The 21,961-nt window shown below is 45.5% G+C and carries 29 protein-coding genes and 1 tRNA gene; 11 read left to right on the forward strand and 19 right to left on the reverse strand.

From position 1 onward, the window contains the following. Nucleotides 1-105: 105 nt before the first annotated feature. Both lpxD and JSU04_12645 read left to right on the forward strand, forming a co-directional pair. Complete coding sequence (gene lpxD, locus JSU04_12640; protein MBS1971153.1) at nucleotides 106-1,149, forward strand: UDP-3-O-(3-hydroxymyristoyl)glucosamine N-acyltransferase; 1,044 nt, start codon at nucleotides 106-108, stop codon at nucleotides 1,147-1,149. Between the two features lie 22 nt (nucleotides 1,150-1,171). After that, nucleotides 1,172-1,537: a hypothetical protein gene (locus JSU04_12645; GenBank protein MBS1971154.1), complete on the forward strand. Its 366-nt coding sequence runs from the start codon at nucleotides 1,172-1,174 to the stop codon at nucleotides 1,535-1,537. Here the strand turns inward: JSU04_12645 and JSU04_12650 are convergent. The 12 genes from JSU04_12650 to rpmB all read right to left on the reverse strand — a co-directional run bounded on the left by JSU04_12650 (nucleotide 1,534) and on the right by rpmB (nucleotide 11,189). Then, nucleotides 1,534-2,772, reverse strand: coding sequence for a hypothetical protein (locus JSU04_12650; GenBank protein MBS1971155.1), 1,239 nt, complete (start codon nucleotides 2,770-2,772; stop codon nucleotides 1,534-1,536). The genes JSU04_12645 and JSU04_12650 overlap by 4 nt on opposite strands. Beyond that, entirely contained in the window at nucleotides 2,762-3,958 is a 1,197-nt protein-coding gene (locus tag JSU04_12655) for a hypothetical protein (GenBank protein MBS1971156.1), read from the reverse strand. Before JSU04_12655 ends, JSU04_12650 begins: the two co-directional genes overlap by 11 nt. Continuing rightward, a complete protein-coding gene (locus tag JSU04_12660) occupies nucleotides 3,955-4,797 on the reverse strand; it encodes a TIGR02147 family protein (protein MBS1971157.1) in 843 nt (280 codons plus the stop codon). The genes JSU04_12655 and JSU04_12660 overlap by 4 nt, the downstream gene beginning before the upstream one ends. A gap of 138 nt (nucleotides 4,798-4,935) precedes the next feature. Beyond that, complete coding sequence (locus JSU04_12665) at nucleotides 4,936-5,481, reverse strand: hypothetical protein (protein ID MBS1971158.1); 546 nt, start codon at nucleotides 5,479-5,481, stop codon at nucleotides 4,936-4,938. Further along, nucleotides 5,478-6,074 (reverse strand): GNAT family N-acetyltransferase, encoded by a 597-nt coding sequence (locus tag JSU04_12670; protein ID MBS1971159.1) that lies wholly within the window; start codon nucleotides 6,072-6,074, stop codon nucleotides 5,478-5,480. Before JSU04_12670 ends, JSU04_12665 begins: the two co-directional genes overlap by 4 nt. Further along, nucleotides 6,044-7,168, reverse strand: a complete 1,125-nt coding sequence (locus tag JSU04_12675; protein ID MBS1971160.1) for an RNA methyltransferase — start codon at nucleotides 7,166-7,168, stop codon at nucleotides 6,044-6,046. Before JSU04_12675 ends, JSU04_12670 begins: the two co-directional genes overlap by 31 nt. Before the next feature lie 42 nt (nucleotides 7,169-7,210). Beyond that, a complete protein-coding gene (locus JSU04_12680) occupies nucleotides 7,211-8,941 on the reverse strand; it encodes an electron transfer flavoprotein-ubiquinone oxidoreductase (GenBank protein MBS1971161.1) in 1,731 nt (576 codons plus the stop codon). Nucleotides 8,942-8,968: 27 nt separating this feature from the next. Then, nucleotides 8,969-9,238: a hypothetical protein gene (locus JSU04_12685; protein ID MBS1971162.1), complete on the reverse strand. Its 270-nt coding sequence runs from the start codon at nucleotides 9,236-9,238 to the stop codon at nucleotides 8,969-8,971. Nucleotides 9,239-9,354: 116 nt separating this feature from the next. Further along, entirely contained in the window at nucleotides 9,355-10,188 is an 834-nt protein-coding gene (locus tag JSU04_12690; protein ID MBS1971163.1) for a carbon-nitrogen hydrolase family protein, read from the reverse strand. A gap of 77 nt (nucleotides 10,189-10,265) precedes the next feature. Then, on the reverse strand, nucleotides 10,266-10,544 hold the full coding sequence (locus JSU04_12695) for a hypothetical protein (protein MBS1971164.1): 279 nt from the start codon (nucleotides 10,542-10,544) through the stop codon (nucleotides 10,266-10,268). Nucleotides 10,545-10,619: 75 nt separating this feature from the next. Continuing rightward, nucleotides 10,620-10,880, reverse strand: a complete 261-nt coding sequence (locus tag JSU04_12700; protein MBS1971165.1) for a KOW motif-containing protein — start codon at nucleotides 10,878-10,880, stop codon at nucleotides 10,620-10,622. An 18-nt stretch (nucleotides 10,881-10,898) separates the two neighbouring features. After that, a complete protein-coding gene (gene rpmB / locus JSU04_12705) occupies nucleotides 10,899-11,189 on the reverse strand; it encodes a 50S ribosomal protein L28 (GenBank protein MBS1971166.1) in 291 nt (96 codons plus the stop codon). A 158-nt stretch (nucleotides 11,190-11,347) separates the two neighbouring features. On the opposite strand from rpmB, the gene rpsR reads away from it, so the two are divergent. Next, entirely contained in the window at nucleotides 11,348-11,617 is a 270-nt protein-coding gene (gene rpsR / locus JSU04_12710) for a 30S ribosomal protein S18 (GenBank protein ID MBS1971167.1), read from the forward strand. 83 nt (nucleotides 11,618-11,700) lie between these two features. Here rpsR and JSU04_12715 read toward each other — a convergent pair whose 3' ends face one another. Continuing rightward, nucleotides 11,701-12,081 carry a hypothetical protein gene (locus tag JSU04_12715; GenBank protein MBS1971168.1) on the reverse strand — a complete coding sequence of 127 codons (381 nt, stop codon included), beginning with the start codon at nucleotides 12,079-12,081 and terminating at the stop codon, nucleotides 11,701-11,703. Nucleotides 12,082-12,221: 140 nt separating this feature from the next. Here JSU04_12715 and JSU04_12720 point away from each other — a divergent pair, with 140 nt between their 5' ends. Further along, a complete protein-coding gene (locus tag JSU04_12720; GenBank protein MBS1971169.1) occupies nucleotides 12,222-12,419 on the forward strand; it encodes a hypothetical protein in 198 nt (65 codons plus the stop codon). Here the strand turns inward: JSU04_12720 and JSU04_12725 are convergent. Next, a complete protein-coding gene (locus tag JSU04_12725) occupies nucleotides 12,416-13,084 on the reverse strand; it encodes a hypothetical protein (protein ID MBS1971170.1) in 669 nt (222 codons plus the stop codon). The genes JSU04_12720 and JSU04_12725 overlap by 4 nt on opposite strands. Nucleotides 13,085-13,191: 107 nt before the next feature. Between JSU04_12725 and JSU04_12730 the strand changes: the two genes are divergently transcribed. Next, nucleotides 13,192-13,268: transfer RNA gene (locus tag JSU04_12730), tRNA-Pro, on the forward strand. Nucleotides 13,269-13,347: 79 nt separating this feature from the next. Here JSU04_12730 and JSU04_12735 read toward each other — a convergent pair. The 4 genes from JSU04_12735 to JSU04_12750 all read right to left on the reverse strand — a co-directional run bounded on the left by JSU04_12735 (nucleotide 13,348) and on the right by JSU04_12750 (nucleotide 16,372). Next, a complete protein-coding gene (locus JSU04_12735; protein ID MBS1971171.1) occupies nucleotides 13,348-14,670 on the reverse strand; it encodes a hypothetical protein in 1,323 nt (440 codons plus the stop codon). A gap of 4 nt (nucleotides 14,671-14,674) precedes the next feature. Next, the gene (locus JSU04_12740; protein ID MBS1971172.1) at nucleotides 14,675-15,292 is read right to left on the reverse strand and encodes a YceI family protein; all 618 of its coding nucleotides are present in this window, start codon (nucleotides 15,290-15,292) and stop codon (nucleotides 14,675-14,677) included. An 11-nt stretch (nucleotides 15,293-15,303) separates the two neighbouring features. After that, nucleotides 15,304-15,846, reverse strand: a complete 543-nt coding sequence (locus JSU04_12745; protein ID MBS1971173.1) for an ester cyclase — start codon at nucleotides 15,844-15,846, stop codon at nucleotides 15,304-15,306. Nucleotides 15,847-15,946: 100 nt separating this feature from the next. Next, nucleotides 15,947-16,372 carry a BON domain-containing protein gene (locus JSU04_12750; GenBank protein MBS1971174.1) on the reverse strand — a complete coding sequence of 142 codons (426 nt, stop codon included), beginning with the start codon at nucleotides 16,370-16,372 and terminating at the stop codon, nucleotides 15,947-15,949. Between the two features lie 241 nt (nucleotides 16,373-16,613). On the opposite strand from JSU04_12750, the gene JSU04_12755 reads away from it, so the two are divergent. The 4 genes from JSU04_12755 (at nucleotide 16,614) to JSU04_12770 (ending at nucleotide 18,796) form a co-directional block, all read left to right on the forward strand. Then, nucleotides 16,614-16,829, forward strand: a complete 216-nt coding sequence (locus tag JSU04_12755; GenBank protein ID MBS1971175.1) for a hypothetical protein — start codon at nucleotides 16,614-16,616, stop codon at nucleotides 16,827-16,829. 35 nt (nucleotides 16,830-16,864) lie between these two features. Then, entirely contained in the window at nucleotides 16,865-17,503 is a 639-nt protein-coding gene (locus JSU04_12760; protein ID MBS1971176.1) for a hemolysin III family protein, read from the forward strand. An 11-nt stretch (nucleotides 17,504-17,514) separates the two neighbouring features. Next, a complete protein-coding gene (locus JSU04_12765) occupies nucleotides 17,515-17,901 on the forward strand; it encodes an OsmC family protein (protein MBS1971177.1) in 387 nt (128 codons plus the stop codon). A 298-nt stretch (nucleotides 17,902-18,199) separates the two neighbouring features. Next, nucleotides 18,200-18,796, forward strand: a complete 597-nt coding sequence (locus JSU04_12770; protein ID MBS1971178.1) for a YceI family protein — start codon at nucleotides 18,200-18,202, stop codon at nucleotides 18,794-18,796. Nucleotides 18,797-18,840: 44 nt separating this feature from the next. Here JSU04_12770 and JSU04_12775 read toward each other — a convergent pair whose 3' ends face one another. Further along, a complete protein-coding gene (locus JSU04_12775) occupies nucleotides 18,841-19,524 on the reverse strand; it encodes a lytic transglycosylase domain-containing protein (protein ID MBS1971179.1) in 684 nt (227 codons plus the stop codon). 360 nt (nucleotides 19,525-19,884) lie between these two features. Here JSU04_12775 and JSU04_12780 point away from each other — a divergent pair, with 360 nt between their 5' ends. Together JSU04_12780 and JSU04_12785 are read left to right on the forward strand one after the other, a co-directional pair. Next, nucleotides 19,885-20,703 carry a TIGR02147 family protein gene (locus tag JSU04_12780; GenBank protein ID MBS1971180.1) on the forward strand — a complete coding sequence of 273 codons (819 nt, stop codon included), beginning with the start codon at nucleotides 19,885-19,887 and terminating at the stop codon, nucleotides 20,701-20,703. 321 nt (nucleotides 20,704-21,024) lie between these two features. After that, nucleotides 21,025-21,900: a VWA domain-containing protein gene (locus JSU04_12785; GenBank protein ID MBS1971181.1), complete on the forward strand. Its 876-nt coding sequence runs from the start codon at nucleotides 21,025-21,027 to the stop codon at nucleotides 21,898-21,900. Nucleotides 21,901-21,961 lie beyond the last annotated feature (61 nt).

Consider the following 21,961-nt stretch of genomic DNA (forward strand, 5'->3'; position numbering starts at 1 on the left):
TGGTCAAAATACCTTAACATAAGCACACTTATACTACTTCCCCGTCCCTTGACATCAAAAAAATAATAGGATTCTCTTGTGCAAGGCATCACCAAAGAGGTGTTTATGATTAGCGCGGCAAAAATTCACGAAATTCCAGGCGGAGTTCTCACCTACGTTCAAGGTCCTCTCGGAGCGAAGGTTCTCAAAATCCTTCCACCAGAACAATCGAACGCTGAGTGTTTAGTCTTCGTCGGCAAGCAAGATCAACTGGAGCTCGCATTAAAGCAAAATGCCTCCATCATCATTGCCCACAAAAGCCTCAAAATTCCCGAGAAAGCCCACGCGTGCTTCTTTACGACACCCAATATCCAGTTGGGAATGGCGACGGTGGGACCTTTGTTTGACAAGAAGATCCAACGTTTCCAGCAAGAGGAGCACATTCACCCACGTGCCTGCGTTCATCCAACCGCGAAGCTTGGCAAAAACGTCATCGTCGGTCCTTGTGCGGTCATCGGTGCCGAGGTTCACATTGGCGACAACAGCATCATCGGCGCCAATTCCGTGATCGAGTCCCACGCCCACATTGGTCACAACACCATCATCCATCCGATTGCTTTTATCGGAGCGTACTGTGAAATTGGTTCGTTCTGCGAAATCCACCCACAGGTCACCATCGGTGCCGACGGCTTCGGCTTCGTCCCGCTTAAAGACTCCCATCCGGTGAAAATTCCGCAGATCGGCATTGTGGTGATCGAAGATCACGTCGAAATTGGCGCGGGCACAACAGTGGACCGTGCAGCTCTCACTGAGACTCGCATTCGCGCCGGAGCAAAACTCGATAAACAATGCCACATCGCTCACAATTGTGATGTCGGCAGCAACAGCTTGATCGCCGGCGGCTTCATGACCGCAGGTTCAAGTAAATTGGGCAAGAACTTTATGGCTGGCGGCAACGCAGTAGTTTCAGATCACGTGACTATCGCGGACAATGTGATGATCGCGGGGCTCTCGGGCGTCACAAATGATGTTACCGAGGCAGGTCAATATGGTGGCTATCCTTTACAACCTCTGAAAGATTCACTAAAAACTTTGGCAAGTTCGGTTCATCTCACGAACATGCGAAAGCAATTGAGCCGGATTATCAAACACCTGAATCTCGAAGATTAAAATTCTTCAGGAGGAGTCAACCATGTCCTATGAGTTCTACAAAGTTCTCCATCTCTGCGGCCTCATGCTTTTGTTTTTCGGTTTAAGCTCAGCATTGACCTTGAAAATGGCCGGCGTGCAATTCACCGGCAGCGTAAAGAAAATGGCTTTCATTACTCATGGCGTGGGTTTGTTGATCATGCTCGTTGGCGGCTTCGGTTTGCTTGCACGCATGGGCTTCATGGGCAATATGCCGAACTGGGCTATCGCCAAACTTGGCATCTGGGTTCTTTTGGGCGGAGCGATTGCTTTGGCTAAAAGAAAAGGCCAGATGGGCTGGCCTTTGATGGTTCTTTTTGTTGCTTTGGGCACAACCGCTGCATGGTTGGCCGTTACAAAGCCTTTCTAGTCTGCAGGAATATACTTCAGATTAAAGCGCGCCAGTTCCGACTGGCGCTCAGTATCGATATCGTAGCGAACTCCATATCCTAGAGCTCGTGGAAACAAAGCGAAGATAAAATCATCTGCAATCTCCACCTGTGTATCATTCGCAACATTCATTTCATGAGTTGCAACCACATTATCGAAATCATATCTTACAAAGTGACGGTTCTTCTTCGATGCATCGACATCGTTAAAGAAGAAATAGTCTGTGCGCTCTGTCGTGTCGACGAATGACCACGTGTTCTTCGTCAAATCCAAGTTCGAGCTCAAAAGATAATTCATCTCCAGCTTGCCGACGTTTGTGTAGAACGTCTTTACTTGAATCGCAGAGTTCTTTGCGTACGCCACTTTTACGACCGCTCCGGTTTGCATCACCACATGCGGATCATTGAACTTCGAAAGCTTCGTGACTGAGTCCTGAATATCATAACTTGAAACAATCGTCTTGGAGGTCAAATCCAGCAACGCAATTTTTCCGTAAGCTCTGAGCATCACTTGGCTTGGGGTCTTCGGGAGGGGCGCCAACCATTTGATGTCATTCAAGCCTGTTGCAATCGGTGTACTTGCAACCCAGCTATGGGCATCCATGCTAGCCTCAGGATCTGTGACAACCACAGAACCATCACTCAATGCTAAGATTAGCTTGCCATCAGCGTTCAAATCACCGGAAGCAATGGTGCCACCGTTTGCAATAGAGGCTCCACCAACCCATTTCTTAACAACTTCCCCGTTAGCATCTAGCTTCATCATCCCAACAGTCATCAAATCATCATAAACAATGACAAGACTCTTGCTGGGCAAAAAGGCCGCAGATACCGGCTTACCCAAGAACTTAATCGGATTGTGATTCGCCTGATTATAGCGATTGAAAATGGAGATGCCTTTTTCAGAAAGATCGACAATGTAGTTTCCAGCGTTGCCATACAAAACATAGTGAGGAATTTCAGGATTACGCACTTCGAAGGAGCGAACGTGCTTCATCTCCGTCAGATCGAACTGATGAATACGGCGAACTTTTTTATCAAAAATCACCAAGTTCTGGGACTGGCCTTCATCTGGGGTCGTCAACGCAGCGATATCTTTTGTCAGGTTACCGACATAATAATCACGGTCATCACCGAGACCCGAGTTAACCCCGCAGCCCACAAGACCTGCGCAATAGATAAATCCTAAGATGGCAAATAATTTTTTAGAATCCATAGGTCACTCCTAGAGCAAAAGTCGTTCCATTATCTTTGTATTTTAAGTCCACTTGATTATCCAAATTGTAGGTATAATTTAGTGTTGAGTAGCTTGCCCCCGCATAAGCCCAGAGACCAGAGTCGAACGGAATGAAATAGTTACAACCCACTGTAAAGCCAGTAGACGATGTTTTAGCACTGCCACCAACCCCTTGCTCGTCGTACTTGTAGGTTCCGCTCAGCAAATCAACCGTTGCACTCAAGACCAAGTGAGACTGTCCCCAACTCGTCAGAGGATTAGCGAATGGAAAGAATCGATAACTAGCGCCGAGCCCGAGCACATTTCTTTCCTCCTTTGCATTGATCGTCGACATCACGACTTTTTCGCCGCGAAGAAGCGACATCTGTCCAAGAACGCCAAACTCTGGAGTGAGTTGATAACGTACACCGAACTGCGCGCCCGTTGTTTTGTTTACATCAAAGGCCGTCGTTGTATCATTTGGCGTCGTCATTGCCGCATAACCGACACTGACATAAGTCTTTTTATAACTCTTTGAACGCTTCTGTGCGGCCGCGTATTCTCTCAGAACGCCGTAGTCATTTGCTTGCATCACAACAGTTGCAGCCATTGCATTGATAAATTGTCTGCCGCCGTCCGGTCCTTTAAACGGCCCAATCTCTCCTTCATCACTCAACGTTTTTCCTTGGTAGGTTGTCAGATGAAAAAGCTCGTGACTGAATAAAAAAAGTCTTTCGTTCTCATCCAGATCTAAGAAACGTTTCTGATTTAGTGTCATCGTCATTTTTTTAGGGTCTGTAACGGCGTCGGCTCCACGCAGACGGCCCTCTTCTTGAACTTCAATTTGATCATGAGTCCAAGACACACTGAGGTTGCCTTTTTCACTCAGAAGACGGTACAGATCACCCGCCTTCATACTCACAAAACGAGCGCAGAAACGTGTCTGTTCTTGATTTAATTTCTTTAAAATATCGCACACCGGACGCCCCTCGAATTGCGAGGAACAAGTGCAAAGATCGGCCGTGTAGTTATCTTTATTACCATCGATAAATGCCAAGCTCTTTTGCGCCTGGCCCATCGTGATTTGCATTTCGATATCGCCGGCATTTCCACCGTTTCCAACAAACGTTGATGCCATCACGTGCTGGGCTGAAATTAATCCGAAGATGAATATTAGTAATCTCATTCTACTTTTCCCCCTGTTGGGCTCAAGTTCACAATCAATTGGTACAAGCGATCTCCCGTTTCCTGATTCAGAGCTGCAAAGTTCTGCAGTTTTTCCGAGAACTCCTGGATGATCTCCAGAAGTTCGCCATAACTTTTTTCATTCAAAGGCATAATCAAAGTATTCGCCATGCGTTCTGTCGGCGGGAACATTTCCAAGGCCGTCTTTGCTACACCCAAAGCGCCCTTGTGGAACTGGCGAATTTGGCGACTTGGCACTTTCGGGTCAGCCACTGCCAAATTTGCTTCCACAACGATTTTACCGTCGAGAGTCCTGCGCAAGTGTCCTTCGCGCAGTAAGAACTCCACAGACTTTTCCAGGCGCTTTGGATGCGCGTAAGATGCTAAGTAACGATAAACGAGCTGTGGATTCTCTTGTACCTTCGGAAGCTGAAAGCAGTCCTTCACGTACACGTTAATCCAATCCGTCAGAATATGTGTGCCGACTTCCTTGCGGCGGTTCTGCGTCTGAAACTCCGGTTTTACAGGAACAGGCTCAGCACCTTCGCTATCCTCCAGGCGCGCAAGCCAGTTCTTGAAGTAGATTCTTTCCTGGGCATTCAGCTGCAACAGCTTCGCAAGCTCTTCCACGCGATCGATCGTGATCTTTCTTTTGCGCGCGATAATCAGCGACACCAAAGACGGAGACACACGACGAAGGCTCGCCGTTGCTGCGTGCACCGAGAAGCCTTTTTCAGTCTTCTTACGGTACTCGATCATCTGCTTTACAAAGTCCACTGGATCCGTGGATTCGCTGATGACCGGTCTTAATAGGGGTTTTTCTTTGTTCTCTAATTCCATAACTTGAATACAAACTTAAGATAATTATCGTCTGATTTCAATATGTTATGAATTTATTTTATTTACTTTGTAAAAATATTTAAAAGACCAATAAAAACCCTTACTTGGCTTTTACAAGGTAACAGAGGCACCACGGACCTATGGTTGGAGTTTTAAATAAGGTACAGACTCAGTACCGCGATAACGAGCAGAAACGCTCTTCCCATCTTCGCCCTGAGCCGAAGCCCCAAGATACAGAGCCACACTCTGATCAGGGTTCATTTGGAGTTTAAAATTAGAATAAAGAACTTCAGAAGCTTTCGGCACTTGAAACTCATCACACAGAAGCCCCGTCACATTTTTTTTCTCATGAGACTTCCAAGTCGTGAAACCGCAATACGCGATCATATTCAGCGCTTCGGAAACTTCATCACTCAAAGGAGTATACGAAGCCCTAGCCATCGCAAGATCTAAATCATGATCCCCGACTTTTACATTGTATTCTATTTGATAAATCAAATAAGGCGTCTTACATGCGCTGTCTTCAAAAGCGACATGGGTTTGTGTCCATTTATCCGCTTGAATATCAATGACCGATTGAAGAGTGTCGTCGTCATTTACGGTGTAACAAGAACGCAAGTAAGAACCATCCACAGGCGTCGCTGCGAAGGCCATATTTAGCAAAACTATCAAAGCTGTGGTCATTTGCGATATCTGATTTTAAAATCTTCGCAAGTTCCTGCAAAGATCAGCATGTCTTTCCACTTCTTCTGAACTAGAAGACGATGCTTACTCAGCCCTTCCTTACGAAAGCCTATGGCCTTTACAACTCGAATGGAAGCTTTATTGTGAGGCTCAATGCCAGCCTCAAGGCGATGGAGTTTCAAATCTTTGAACGCAATCTGGATAGCACCGCGGCAAGCTTCAGAAGCATAACCTTCGCCCCAGTAATTATTAAAAATGCGATAGCCCAGATAAGCATTCTGAAAAATCATGCGCGAAACGTTCATGAATCGCACAAAACCAAGAAACACGCCATCGTCTTTACGAAAGACAGCATAATCATGCAACTCATCGCTTTGTCGCATCTTCGCAAGTTTCTTCAATAATGCTTTGTATTTTGGAAGAGTCAGTTCGCTGTCTTTCCATGCACCTTCGTCCCACTCGTTTTGAGCAGGACGAAGCATAGAATAAGCCTGGCGCCAATTCTCATAGTCATGGAGCTCCAGCGGTCTGATGATCAGTCTCTTTGTCTGGCGCATAAAACCTAGAACATCGAGTACTTCAACCAACGGCATTCGATATTGCCATTGAAGACAAAGTGCTTACGAGTTGATTTCAACTTCAAATCGCCAATCAAATCTTTGTTGCCAGAAAGAATCCAGCAATCCCAACCTTTGAAACGATGCTTAAGAGTGAAGCCAAGGTCACGATAAACGTCACGAAGATTGTCCTCATCACCGATACGAGTCCCGTATGGAGGATTGACCACCGCCAAACCTTTTTCAGCTGGCGGAGCGACTGTTGCAACAGGCTCACGCTTGAATTCGATCACGTGATCTACACCGGCGCTACGAGCATTGTCTTTAGCAACAACGATCATACGGCGGTCGATATCGTAACCGTGGAATTTAAAATCAAGGTCTTCTTTTTCTTGGTCCATAGCTTCTTGAACAAGCTTTTCCCAAACTTCTTTGTCGTAGTTCAACCAACGTTGGAAACCAAAGCGTTTACGGTGCACGCCCGGAGCAATATTGAGCGCCATCATCGCGCCTTCAATCAACAAAGTCCCAGAACCCGCCATGAAATCAACAAGCGTGCTCTTGCGATCCCACTCAGTCAGAGCCAACAAGCCCGCCGCCAAGTTTTCTTTCAAAGGAGCTTCACCCACTTCTTTACGATAGCCACGCATGAAGAGACTGTCGCCAGAAAGATCGATGGCTACCATGAACTGATTTTTCATAGCGCGAACATGGATGCGAAGATCTGGATTGTTATTATCAACGTCTGGACGAACACCAAACTTGTCACGGAACTGATCCACGACAGCATCTTTGATTTTCATCGCAACAAAGCGCTGATCGCGCATCATAGATTCTTTGATCGTAGCATCGATGCAAATCGTTTGATTTGGTTTGATGTACTTCGTGAAATCGTGCTTCAGAATATTGTGATAAAGTTCATCAGGCTGATAAGCCACGAACTCAAGTACCGGCTTCAAGATACGGCTCGCAATGCGCGAATGAAGATTGGCTTTGTAAGCCCCTTCCCAGCTGCTTTCAAAGAAAACACCGCCGGCGGTTCTTTCTAGGACATGTAAATCTAATTCTTGTAGTTCTTTTTCGAGAGCCTCAACGAGGCCTTTAGGCGTGGATGCGAAAAACTCTGGCATGGGAACGTCTCCTGTCTAAGAAACGTTCCTCATCCAAAAAGATTACGTTTCTCTGTATTGTGGGCCGCCGCCTCCCTCGGGCGTCGTCCATTCGATGTTTTCGAACGGACACTTGATATCACAAGTCTTACAGTGAATACAATTCGTATAATTTACCTGGAGATCAAACTGACCCTGATGCTTTTGAGATGGCAACATCTCGTAAACACTCGCTGGGCAGAAATGATTACATGGTGATTTATACTGGGGCTCACAGATCGTGCGGCAGACGTCAGTGTCCTTCACCAAAAGGTGATTAGGAGAGTCCTCGTCGTGCATTGTTCCGGTTAAATAAACACTAGAAAGTTTGTCATAGAAAAGAGCGCCATCTGGCTTCGGAAGTTTATTCTCTGGCGCGTTCAAGCCTTCAGGTCCCCAGATCTCCACCACTTTGTGTGTCGTCTTAGAATCCTTATGAGCTTTCATATTATCAAACAAGCCACGACCACCTGTGATCTCTTGCAAAGCGATCAACGGCAAAGATTCAAAGAAGCCTTTGCTCAAAGTTTGGTGGAAGTTACGAACGCGATAAAGTTCAGACTTGATGAAGCTATTATGAACTTTCTCTTCATAAGCCTTTGTTGTCGCTGCAGAGAAATCACCTTTTACGATGCCCTCAACCGCCGCTTCAGCCGCAAGCATCCCTGACTTCATCGCCAAGTGAATACCTTTAAGCTTCTGAACATCGACCATGCTTGCAGAATCACCCGCTACCATCCAACCGTTACCAGCCAGTTTCGGCATAGAGTACCAGCCGCCCGCAGGAAGAGTCTTACCCCCGTAAGCAACGACCTTACCGCCCTTCAACATCTTCTGAATGAACGGATGAGTTTTCAATTTTTGCAATTCACGGTGTGGATCAAGCAATGGATCTTGTGTGTCCAAATACGCCACCAAACCCAATACGATCTTATCGCCAGGGATTGTGTAGATGAACGTACCACCGATTGATTTGTGCAATGGGAAGCCCATTGTGTGAATAACTTGACCAGGCTCAACAGTGCCCGCAGGCATCTGAATGATTTCTTTGACGCCTTCTTCGAAGACTTCTTCATTTTTGCCATCGCGAAGGTTGAGCTTGTTAGACACTTTTTGGAACAAAGAACCACGTGAACCTTCAGCAAAGATCACGCATTTTGTATTCAAGATAAGGCCTGGCTCGAAATTGCCTTTTGGATTGCCATTCTTGTCGCGGCCTTTATCGCCCGTGCGAACACCGACAATTTTATCGCCATCATAAAGAGCCTCAACCGCCGCAAAGCCCGGGAAGATGTTGATGCCTTTAGCTTCACACTTCTCCGCCAACCAGCGATTAAACTTCGACAATGAAATGATATGGTGACCGATATTATGGAAAGGCGGCGGAGTGATCGGAAGCTTCATCGCGCTCTCTTCACCAAGATAGTAAACCGCATCTTTCGTCACTTCAGCGTCCAGTGGACAGCCTTGTTCTTTGAAATCAGGAATCAACTCAGACAAAGCTTTTGTATTGAGAACCGCGCCCGAGAAACTGTGCGCACCGATCTCAGCACCCTTCTCCAAAACAACAATCATCTGTTCTGGAATCGGAGAACCTTGTTTTTTCCCTGAAGCCACATCTTCGTTATGTTTTTCAATTTGATTTTGTAAATGCAAGGCACAAGAAAGGCCCGCAGCTCCGCCACCCACGATCAGGACATCGACGTCCATTGTTTCACGAGTGACTCCTTCAGGGAGTTGGTCATTGATCGCCATATTTCATCTCCAAAAAACGTACAGGGACTAGTCGTCGGCCGAATTCTCAGCGCCCTCAATTTGAGGTGCCATCTTACGAGTTGGAGCCGTCAATTGCGGTTGGACCGCAAGATCCCCTTCATCACGTCCACCAACATAAGCGCGGCGGCGAGCTTTCTGGGCAATTTCGGCTTCTTTGGACTCATCAAAAACAGAACCCGCAATCACTTCTTCGGCATGAGCCACAGAAGAAAGCACGATTCCAGATGCGATGAAAATTCCAGCGAGCAATACTCCAAACTTAGGCGGCTGAGTCATCTCGGTCCTCCGTAACAAGTCGCTATTTCCATAATTAAAACAAGGGCCTCCGGCCTCTTGTCTGCTATGGGCTGATTTGAAAACATAATGAGAAAAAAGTCACTAGGAAGTATGCTCTATTTTACTGAAATCCGCCGGTGCTGAGCCATTGGGATCTGTGTTCGGACGGCCTCTATCTTGGCCTTGGAAAGTGAACAGACAGAAGTCTGTTTCTTCACCCCATCCAAATGCGTCGCTATGCCTCCCCAGGGCTCGACAACCAAAGAGTGGCCATAGGTTTCACGATGACCGCTGGCTCGCACGCTTTCGTGGCGCCCGACCTGAGCAGCGGCCACAACGTAACACTGACTCTCGATGGCTCTCGCTCGTAAAAGAACTTCCCAATGAGCCTCTCCAGTCTTAGTCAAAAAAGCCGCCGGAACCAGAATCACATCGACTTGCTCCCGAGCATATTGGGAATACAACTCAGCAAACCGAAGGTCATAACAAATCGACTGCGCAATCTTCCAACCATCAACAACAAATACACCCGTGCCTTCGCCATGGCGAAAAACGTCGGACTCGCGAATCGCCTTCTGACCCGCCAGCTGAATATCAAACAAATGAATTTTTTGATAACTCGTCTCGATCTTCCCTTCGTCAGAAATGATCACCGAAGAGTTGTATAAGAAATCCCCCATCTGCAACGGCACGGAACCGATATGCAGATAAGCTTTTCTCCGACGTGCAAGAACTGCGAGGTCTTGAAAAACATGATCCTTAAAAGTGAACGGAGGAATCGCTTCGCCTTCTTTTACTCGGAGATAGAGAGCATTTTCCGGAAAGCAGAAGAGTCGCACGCCCGAATTCTCAGGCACCTCGCCGATCAAAGCTTCGATCTGGCGCAAATTCGCCTGAACATCATCGACGGAAGTCATTTGGCAAACAGCCACTTTGAGTTCTTGAGACATACGCTCTCCCCGCATCACATAGATGTGAATTAAGTTTAGGGAGTTTTACCCTCAATGGGTATGGGATTTTCTAGGAATTACTCTGAAAGATTTGAAATGACAGCTTCTTTAACATCACGACACTTCCAAACACTGCCTTCGAGTGTCTTACGGATTCCGTCAATGATGCCATCGCAGCCGTTCGGATCACGCACTGAAGATCCAACAACCTGGTCAACACCTTGCTTTGTATAAATAGCACGGCAACCAGTCGAAGTTTTGTCAGTTCTCAGAGTGCGAACAGATTTTTCATTTTTGCAAATAATCGTCAAAGCCGGGGCCAAAGAAGCCGCCGTGCTGAGACAAAAGAAAAGCATAAAGGCCCTGAATCCAGAGCCTTTACGTGAGAATGCGAAAGAAAGAAACTTTGCTTGTTTCAACACTATCTAGAATTAAGCAGTTTTTGATTTCGCTGCTTTTTTAGAAGTTTTCTTCTCTTTAGATGGAGCATCCAAAAGCTTTACATTTGAATAATCAATGAAGCCTTCTTTTTTCAACAAGCCATCTTTTTTATCGTAGTGAGTTTGAACTTTAACGCCTTGAACTTGAATCTTCATGGCTTTTACGTTCACTGACAATACAGTGCCTTTTTTGCCTTTATCTTGGCCAGCGATCACTTGTACTGTTGCGCCTTTTTTAATTTTCAATTTAATCACGGTCTGCTCCCTTTATTACTTCTTGTTAGAGCCGATTTTCTTTTTGATTCTGAGCTTAACAGCCAATGCACGCTTAGAGAGAACTGCATCTTGTTGGTTCAAGATAAAGTTATCAAAACCGCCCATATGCTCCATGTCACGGATGGCGCTAGTAGCGATTTGCAATCTCACCATTGCGTTCAAAGAGCGGCTAAATATGCGTTTCTTTTGAACATTTGGTTGAGCTGTAGATTTAGTTTTAATGTTGGAGTGGCTCACCAAGTTCTTAACAACAGGGCCTTTTCCAGTAAGTTCGCATCTGCTCATTGTATATACTCCTCTAAACTCTCTGCTTAATATCGCCAAAATGGCGCCTAGAAAGCAATCCGGTCAAAACAAGAATCAACCGTATATGAAAAAAGACACTTGTTGGCAACTGATTTTTGTCGTATATACAGTCCCTCACTAACGAAGAGGACCAAATAATGAAAAAAGCTACAAGAAGCAAATACAGACAGGAATTCTCAGGCGACCATCTTTTCGACTATAAAGATCCGTCTTCTTTAACTCGTTTTGTTAGCGATGGTGGCAAAATTACGCCTTCTCGTATCTCTAAATTGAGCGTAGCTCAGCAAAAACAAGTTGCTGCTGCTGTTAAAAAGGCTCGTAGCCTTGGTTTGTTGCCAAACGGTATGCCTGCATACGACGTTTTCAACAGAGCTGAAGCTATCTCTCCAGTTCCTTTCGAAATCTAATTAGATTCTACAGACTTCGTTAGAAGCAAAAAAGCCAAGGCAAACACCTTGGCTTTTTGTATTTCTTACATCTCTACCGCCGATTACTTCCGGCGAATATAGCTCCATAGGGTCAAAGCCATCATAACCATATAACTGTGGTTCGCATATTGATGCAGAGTCGTTCCTGGAACTCCCATAAAAGATAATTCGTTAAATGGCACATCCCAGTTCAGCAAACGCAGTCCTAATATAGGAAGCGCAAAGAAAACCCAGAATTGCAAGAGGCCTACAAAAAAGCCGACGCGCGCGAGTTTGGATTTTTTATACTCTAGGATCCCCAAAATCAGCGGCAATAGAACAAACAACGTCCCCGCCTGTACCGACGCGAGCTTAACATCACTGTTCAATTTGAAAATAAAAACGACGGCAATAATAACGACGGCTTGTCCGGCAAGATAAGCCAGGAATCTTTTCTGTCTCATATTTAGGAACAGTATTCCAAAGAAATGGACAAAACAAGCGGCTCAGCGGCGTCAGATTGAACTAATTGCCGTTTACGCCGCCCACGCCTTGGGCATGATCTTGCAATAACCCCTTTCGCAACCATCAATCCGGAGGGGATATGTGTCAGATACAATTAAGACTTAGGAGCGAGCTCAAGAATTTCGGTTTGAATCCATCGGAATGGACGCTTCATAAGCTGACCAAGAAAAAATTCAAGATCACCCATATCGCGGATAATAGCTTCTATTTCGTGGGCGACACAAAGACGAAAGGTCTTTCACGCGAATGGAAGACCGTCCAATTGGTTTCAATCTAACGATAGTTTTCGCAGCGGACCGAGAACACGCTACGAGCCCAAATGTCTTTGTCCGTCATTGTGGCGATCGCTTTGGGCGGCTCAACACCGACACTCTCGCTTCCCGGCTTGCTCAGAGGGGGCTCGCCGGGGAGTTCTTTAAAAATATTCTCTCGAATGCCATTCCAAGTCTCTTCACCGTAGCTTTGGATGTAGACATCGCGAATCATGCAGAAGAGACTCAGCTCAGAATCCGAGAGCCAGCCGAAACGGGCCATTCCAGGCTCCGGTGGGCGGCTCCCCCAAGCCATCTTCGTCATGAGCGTGACACCATCACGCAGACCTTTATTGATTTCCGAAATACCCAGCAGATCGGTCCGGCAGTTACTAGAAAAGTTACGAATCTCACGGGCTGCTTTACGAAGGATACTAAAATACTCAAAGCAAGAGCCCGCACTGTTCCCCTGCTGACAAGACTCTTGAGCTCCAACAATCGCCGGAGGAATCTTGCGCTTTTTAGAATCCTGGGAGGGGAAGACCTGCCCCTTGAGGGACTCTTTAAGGTTGCCGGCTTGTATGTCACAAACCGTATTTGGGGGATCATTCACCATAAAAAAGATCAAAGCAGCAGCAATCACGAGGGCAGCAAGAACGGGCTTCGGCAGAGAATTGAAAAACTTTTCCATGACTCCAAGCTTAGACCCTTCTCAGCCCGGCATCAAATATCATATTGCGTTATGGTCTGGGTGAAATTGACAAATTGGCCCAAAACTAACTATTCTCGCACCTCTGTCGGGGAGTAGCGCAGTCTGGTAGCGCATCTGGTTTGGGACCAGAGGGTCGCAGGTTCGAATCCTGTCTCCCCGACCATTTTTTCTTTTTTACCCTTCATAGGGCCCTCTTAAAAAATACCTTCATAAAAACTAAGAAAGCCATCGAGAGCTCGCGATCACTCCTTAACGATATTTCCTTTGGCACCTTTTGCAGTCAGCCGATCTGGATTCGGCAACTCACAACCTTTAGCAACTCGAATAGCAACACCATGATCCGCGAGAATTTCTTTCTTCACAGACAAAGTTAAAATTTTTCCTTCGATCTCAAGCGAAGTCACATCACGACCGAGAGTGTGAACATCGCCTGCAACGATGAGCTCACGAATCTCACCACCAGGTTTTACGCTGATAGCATTGGCTGGAAGGTTCATGATGACTCCCTTCACGAGAGTCGCGCCGACAGAGCCATGGGTCTTCACTGAGCCTGTGATCTCGATACTTCCGACAGGTTTACTCACCTGCATTCCTATAGAGCCATCTCCATAGGTCGTGATAGATGCGAACTTCGCTTTACCAATCGTGCCATCGTATTGATTGAATCCTCGAGCTCCCAATCCGAAAGTTTCGATTTTATCTTGCGCCTCAAAGTTTTCGACAACACCAAAGTTCACAAACCCGATTCCGCTCGGACCATAAGATAGCAACGGCTTCTCAGCGATCCAATGATCGACTTTTCCCCAAGCATCCAAGACCATGTCGTTCACTCCATAGGTGACAACCGAGCCATGATGAACTGCTTTTTTCACGTGGGCTCCATAGACGACAAAGACGCCTCCGGTAATTATATCCGCAGTTCCATAGGGAATCATTCCTGTCGCGTGAACCTCACCAGTCGTTAGCTGATCCACTTCAACACGGCCACCGGTATCGCCAAACCCACTGATGTAAAGACCCGACCCAAAAACAGGGGCTCCCTTTCTACCAATGGAAATATTCGTGAGGGTCGCTTCGATCAAACTCTCAGAATCCCCGTTGAAATTATAAACCGTGAAAGCACCTTGATAGACGTTCACACCATACTTCTGTGGCTGTTCAGAATACTTCCGGGCATCACAGGCGATGACATCGATTTGATCGGCAAAAAGCTTGGCTTTCTTTGTTCCAACACGAGTCAGAATCTGAATCTGTCCAGTCACTGTTAGATTTTTTAATTTCAAGGTGCCCAAATCCGCCCGATCACTTAAAGCAAAGATTGCACGATGAGAGTGAGGAGCAAGGACTGTCAAATTGGCGATTTCATTGTCGGCAGTCAGTCCAATACCATCACCATTATTAAAGCTCAGAACGCACTTCTGCTGATCCACCCCGCGAAGATGGACTCCTGGAGGAAGCGTCAAAGAAAATGGCAATAGCAGCGACGTCTGCAACTCCAAAACTCGAGACGCCGGGTTGTTGATTGCAGCGAGCAACTCATTTGCCGTGTGTATCTTTTGTTTCATAGGTCTACTTCTTTTTTGGAATGATACCGTCGACAGAGATTCTGATCGTAACTTCATCACCAACGCCCGGCCCTAATTCTGACATTTCGTTATAATTAATATGGAAGTCGCGGCGATTCACCATACCTGTCATTGTCAGTGCAGAGCGCTCGTTACCCCAAGGGTCCTTCAAGCTCCCGCCGAGCTTCCCATCTAATGTCACATCCTTCGTCACATCTTTTATTGTGAGGGCCCCAACAACTTTGAACGACTCAGGGGTCCCTGTAACCGACTTTGTGACAAACTTCATCGTTGGATATTTGGCGACTTCAAAAAAATTCTTAGAGCGAAGATCATCGTCACGCTGCTGAACGCCAGTATCGACAGATTTGACATCTATAACAACGTTGGCTTTCGATGCAGCAAATGGCTCAGCAATAGTAAAGTCACCTTTGACATCGTCGAATCGGCCTTCCACTTGAGAAATCACGAAGTGTGGGATCGTAAACGACACTCGAGTATGGGCTGGGTCAATTTCGTATTTGCCTTTAACGTACTTAACTGCTGCAAATGAATTTGCAGCCCCGCTGAGTGCGCATAAAATGACGAGCGAATTCAAAACCCTCAATCTAGCTTGTTTCATGAGTTGCTTTATCATTGCTTCCCCAATCCCATTTGATTCATATACGTCTGATTATCCCAAAAGAGATATTCCTCATCCAAAGGGCCTTCCTTGGTCCAATGAGCGATTGTCGCCATCGGAATTTTAAATTTCTTTCCTGTAGGTTGAATAACTTTCCCCTCGGGAGTCGTCATCGGTTTCGTAAACGTCCCTTCCATGATGCCATAGACAGCCGTCCACTCACCTTGTCCAATTTTGATAGGGTGCTCTGAAATTCTCGTATCAGGAGCATAGCTAAACATGTACTTCATATCTTCGATATGTTTATCGAGACCTTCTGTTTTATGCCCGTCGGGCCAATAGACTTTAACGTTTTTAGTGTGAGTCGTGGCGAAGCCAGTCCAATCTTGCTTCGAGAAGAAATCAAAATCGAGCTTATCGAACGTTGCCAAATTCCCTTTGACTTGTTTTTCTAATTTTTCGAAATCGAGCTCTTTCTTGGATTTCGCAAATCCCGCACTATTGAAAAGAAACGAAACTATAATAGTAAAAATGAAGAAAATTTGCCGATGCATAAGACCTCCGAATTAGTTTTTAAACTATCGGTATTCTACGAAGCACCGTCTCTTTCGCATAATTTTATTTTGGCAGTCTATGTGAAGCATCAGCGCCTCTTCATTGAACCCGCGCGTGCTTGAGCTGATTGCTCACGGATCTAACTCCATGAATGAGCTTGATCACTTCCGCCGCCATAAACTTCATCCGCTCTTCAGGCACCGATCCAGTCAAGATCACCTCTCCTTTATCGACGCGAATTACAATCTCGGAGGCATCTATCTCGGGATGTCTGCTCAACATATAAGAAACATCATCTGCAGTGAGCTCCTCGGTGCTGACAGATTTCTTGATATCTTTTGCCGGATTCTCAATCTCTGTTTCCTCACCACTAAGCGGGACCATTGTTTCATAGTCGTCCAGTTGAGGAGCATGGAGATTCGCCTCTTGATCCACCTCTTCATCGAAATCTCTATCGACTTCAGGTTGAGGTCTTGCGGGAGGAACGATGGGTTTCTTTTGGCCTTTAGATTGTTTTGAAATCATATAAGCCCTCACTTGCCGTCATTTTACAAAATCGCTCCCATAAGCAGTAACCTTTTTCCGCTGTAAAATTGCACCAATCTTCGGACGACTATGTTTGTCAACAGCATCCCTACAAACCCCTGCGATTCGCGTTTCGTTTGAATTTGGTTTTCAGTTGTCTTTCAACCTAAGGATCCAGTTTCCAATATGGCCCCTCTTTTTGTTACGCTAAACATAGCGAACCTCAGCAAAGGAATTTGCGATGAGCTTTACAAGAATTGTTTCTCAAGATGAATGGACCAACGTGACTTTGAGTTCTGAAATTCTCAGAAAAGTGAAAATTCTTTTGTGGAAAGATCCGGGAACGGAAGAATTGCTCAAAGCTCTGTCCCACGAGAAAAAAATCTGTCCCTTGGTCACCCTATGGCGACAAATGATCGAGAATAAACGCTCTAGTCGCAGCACTGCAATTTCTTGATGTGACAGGCACTAAGTTCATAGCTATGCTTGGCCATGGTTGAAAAAACGAAACCGCTTTTGCGTGGGCATTTTCATCAAGCTGCTTTTTTTATCGCTCTAGGAGCTGGGAGTGTGCTTATTGCAACCGCTCATGAAAAAGCGGCTCGTATGGTGAGCTTGGTCTATGCACTCAGCCTTGCAGGAATGTTTGCCTGCAGTAGCCTCTACCACCGTATCAATTGGAGCGCTCAAGCCCGGATGTGGTGGCGACGTTTAGATCACTCGGCAATTTTCTTACTCATTGCGGGAACCGGCACACCGGTTTGTCTTTTAGGAATCAAAGGAGAATCAGGCAATCATCTCCTTTGGATTTTCTGGTCTCTTGCAATTGCGGGTATTTTTAAAGAGCTCTTTTGGGTCACGGCGCCGAAATGGGTTTCGGCTATTTTTTATGTTATCATGGGGTGGGCTGGAGTTTTCTATTTTACCGAAATGAGCACAGCATTAGGACCTACAAATATGGCCTTAATGTTGGCGGGTGGCATTGTTTATACAATCGGCGCCGTTATCTACGCGCTGAAACGTCCGGATCCCTTTCCAAAAATTTTTGGTTATCACGAAATTTTTCATTTACTTGTTGTCGTCGCCAGCCTCTTACATTTTATAGTGGTATATCAACTCGTTACTGCTTAAGAAAGGCCTCTATGAACACGGCGATCGCAAAATATCAGCAAGGCAAATTGAGCCATGGAATTCAAGTCGGCAACCATACCCTCGTTAGCGACGTTTCAGTTGCTGAAGGTGGCGAAGACTTAGGACCCTCACCCCATGACTATCTTGCCGTCGCCTTAGCAGCATGCACAGCGCTGACTCTGCGAATGTATGCACTTCGTAAAGGCTGGCCCCTACAAAGCGCCGATACTACGGTGATTTTGGATCACCAAAAAGCCGCTTCAAAATTTGATCGTAAAATTCATCTTGTTGGTGAACTTAATGACGAGCAGAAAGCAAGACTCCTGGATATCGCAAATCATTGTCCTATCCATCAGGCCTTAAGTGGAAAAATAGATATTGTCACAAGCCTTGTTTAGCTATTGGCAACCTCGCAAAACATAAAGCACTAACAATACCGGAAGTGGGATTCCTAAAAGCCATAAAATGGCCCAGCCCACTTTACCTTCTACATTTGTAATCAATTGAGGTAGCTTCTTCATAACCCCTCCTGCAAATTGGAACTCTATTATACTCACTCACTTGCAGTCCGAGCGTCCTATGATCACGACCAAAGGTTTGCCTATCAACACGTTTAGTTTGTCGCTTAATTGTTGCCAGGCCGTAGGTGATGTCCCAAACTTGATAAACAACAAACTTCTAAATAAAGGGAATCCTATGTTGAAATCTGTTTTCGCAACTCTCGTATTGCTTGCTTCTGTTTCTGGACACGCAGCTGATATTTACAAAATCGATACCAAAGAAAGCTCTGTCATCTGGAAAGGCTCTAAGAAAATGGGCAGTTTCCACACTGGTGGCATTTCTGTGAAAGAAGGCCAAATCGAATTGGATAAGAAAAATCAAATCACTTCCGGCACTGTTGCTATCGACATGGCAACAATCACAGATGAAGATTTGAAAGGCAGCCCTGAATATCAAAAGAAACTAGTAGGCCATCTTTCAAGCGACGATTTCTTCGGAGTTACAAAATACCCTACTTCAACTTTCAAAATCTTGAGCGTGACTCCAGGAAAAGCAAAAGATGAAGTCACAGTAAAAGGTGAGCTCACTATGATTGGAAAAACCAACCCAATCGAATTCCCTGCGAAACTAACTGTGGATAAAGGCACTGTAAAAGGTGAAGCTCAGGTAAAAGTAGACCGCACTAAATGGGGTCTTAAATATGGCTCTGGCAATTTCTTCAAGGAATTGACGGCTGATAAAGTGATCAATGATGAATTTGAGTTAAACCTCAAACTCGTAGCAAAAAAGTAATTTAGTAAGTTTAATTCGCCCGGCGAAAACCGGGCGAATTTATTCTATGGCGAGCGATCAGCAAGCGTTTGGTAAAACCCATAGTAGTTGTTCATGACACGCATTGAATAGTCTTTTGGACGAATATCTAAAGATGCTAATTTTCTGACATTCCCCGGGCCCATATTGTACGCGGCCACATACTGATAAGCAGTTCCTTCAAATTTCTCTCTTAAAAATGCTAAATACGAAACTCCGATACGAATATTCATCGCTGGGTCTCTCAGGGTTTGCTTGCCCTTCCAAGTAAAGCCATTCTTGCCAGCGATCCACTCACCAGTATCCGGCATAATTTGCATGAGCCCGATTTCTCCATGCTGACCTACAATGCGTGGGTTAAACTGGCTTTCCGTCTCAATAACGGCCAAGACGAATAAGGGATCCATACCTTCTTTGGCACTCTCTTTCAATATAGCATTACTCACGCGATCTGCGTACTTTCTCCCGTGGTTGGCTAAACGTTCACGCACCACCTTCTGAATAAACTTTTTAATCGAAGTAAGGTTGGCGTTCTGATTTACAACGCTCTGACGATAATCTTTTTTTCCGACAAGTTCCTGCGCGTGAGAGATGCGGTTCGCATTTGCACAAGTTGGTTTTTTAGGACAGCGACAAGTTTCTGTACTGGCAAAGAGATCCGAAGCAGATAGGCAAAGCAGACTGAAGATCATGATGTAGCCGAGTTTCATCTTTCCCCCTTAATTCCATTTTCGAGGGGAATCTCCAAAATTTCGACGAACAACTGAACAACGTCTCATCTTGACACAAGCTCCTCTGAACCTCTTAGACAGGTGTCAGAAGTTATTTTTCACTGCCAAAACTTACAACATTCCACGAGAGGGACAAACCACTCTGTAAGCAAAAAACGCCGTAAAAGTTTTTCAAAAAGAGCCTCTCTGCTGCACTAGGTGGAACGCCTTACCTATTCATTTTCCCCACTGATATCGCCTGGAAAGCCCCTCTGGTGGAAACTCCGGGAACATCCGTAGTCATAAACAAGCACTTTATGGATGACAGATAACAAATATTCAAAGATCTTGGACGCACTTATGACACAAGTAACGACGACAGATTACAGAGACTATATCCTTCGCGAATTTGAAAGACGCCAAAAGAAGAATCCCTCGTATTCTCTTCGCGCCTTTGCCAGAGATTTGGAAATTCCATGCTCTCGCCTCTCGGAAATTCTTAATCGCAAACGTGGCCTTTCCCAACGTCGCGCACCGGCTCTCGCAGACAAACTCTATCTTTCACCAACTGAAAAAGAGTACTTTGTTGATTTAGCACTTTGTGAACATGCTCGCAGCGGCCTCGTAAAAAACATGGCTGTAAAAAGAATTAATGCACGCAAAATGATGAGCGCTAAATACGATGAAAATGTTTTTAGTATCATCGCGGACTGGTACCACCACGTCCTGCTTGAGTACCTTCAATTGCCAAACGCCGATCAAAGCATCGATGCTATCAGTGCTCAATATGGCATCCAACCCGGCGAGGTTGAAAGAGCTCTCGAAAGACTCGAGAAAGTAAGCCTCATCCACAAAGAAGATGATGGCCGTTGGACCGTAAACAACCAGCACCGCACAGCTGCCTTCCATGCGAACTTTGATGGAATGAAACGCTATTATTCTCAATTGATGTCAAAGGTAAACGACCACATCGGCAAGGAAAGTCGCGCATGGAATATGTCCGCTTCGACAATTCAAATTAAGAAGTCCGCATTTCCACAAGTGGTTGAGAAGCTCACCAAGTTCCGCCAAGAACTCATGGCCGAATTGGAGTCCTCACCAGAGAGAGATTCCGTCTGTTGTCTGACGATGCAGTTCTTCGACTTTGCTGCTGAAACGAACCAGAACACACCAATTTAACCCATGTTCCATGAGCGAAGCGACTAAGAGATCGACAAACTTCCTCGTCGCTTCAGTCTTTTTCTTAGGTTCCCTCTGCGAACAGATCTCAAAGTTAGACATTTCCGTTTCTCTTTGAAACGTTCTCCGTCCGTACAATCCATAAATGCTTGAGATTTCAGCATTAAAATTGCTTTTGAAACCAATTGAAACGTCGATCAATCAGTCAAAAAAAACAGAACGTCATTTTTTTGAACACGGAAACGCATCTCAATGCTTCCGGCCTTAGCACGACACTTGCACTAAACTTATTTCGATACTGTAAGTAAGCAGGGGGACAGCATGAAACAGATGAAACAAGTATTCGCCATTTCCACTTTGTCAGGATTGATCTTGGCTTGCCTCATCGGCTTCCAAAACTGTTCTAAAGTTGCATTTACCGAAGATGCAGCAGCATCGTCTCTAATTAAAAACGGTATTACTGACGACTCAACCAGTAACAGTAACAATAATAATAGTGGCGACGACTCCAACTGCCGCGTAGACCTTATTAACAGCACTAAAAACGTAAAAGTTCTTTTTCTTATTGATACCTCCGGCTCCAACGCCAGCAACAATGGCGCAGCAGGAACTGATGTCGGTAAGACTTGGCGCTTAAATACTATCAATTCATTCATTACTGCTTATGGCAACAAACCGAACTTCGAATTCGCTTTTGCTTATTTCCAAGGCACGAAGGCCGATGCTTTGCTGAAGAACTCCAGCGGCCAAGGTATTTTCTCTAAAGACATGAGCGCTATTAATCAGGCAGTGATGGATCTTAAGAATATCAAAGACGAAGGTAATACTCCTTACGATGCCGCACTCAGTATCGTTCGCAGTATTATCCACTACGACCAAATGGTAACAGCAACAAAAGACGCTGGTTATGTTGTTGTCATGGTTTCGGACGGTTCACCAACAAATACATCATATACTGACAGCAAGAACGGTATAACAAATCTTACGAACGACGTGAATGCGATCCTTGCCGAAGCGCCAAAGCAAATCAGCTTAAACACTGTTTATCTTTACAACCAGGCTGTGCCTACAGCTTCCCAAAAGTCTTATCTGCAAAAGATTTCAAGCCTAGGTTCTGGCGCCTTCATCGAGGCTAGCTCGAACCAAACTCTGCAGATCTCTGACACCGTCCAGGTTCCTAAGACCGTCTGCAACTAGGTCGGAATGGATAGAAGTCTAGGTTCCCGTCCCGCTTAACGCTAAATACAACTCCTTTTGC

It is taken from the genome of Bdellovibrionales bacterium, assembly GCA_018266295.1.
In the GTDB taxonomy this organism is placed as follows: domain Bacteria; phylum Bdellovibrionota; class Bdellovibrionia; order Bdellovibrionales; family Bdellovibrionaceae; genus JACMRP01.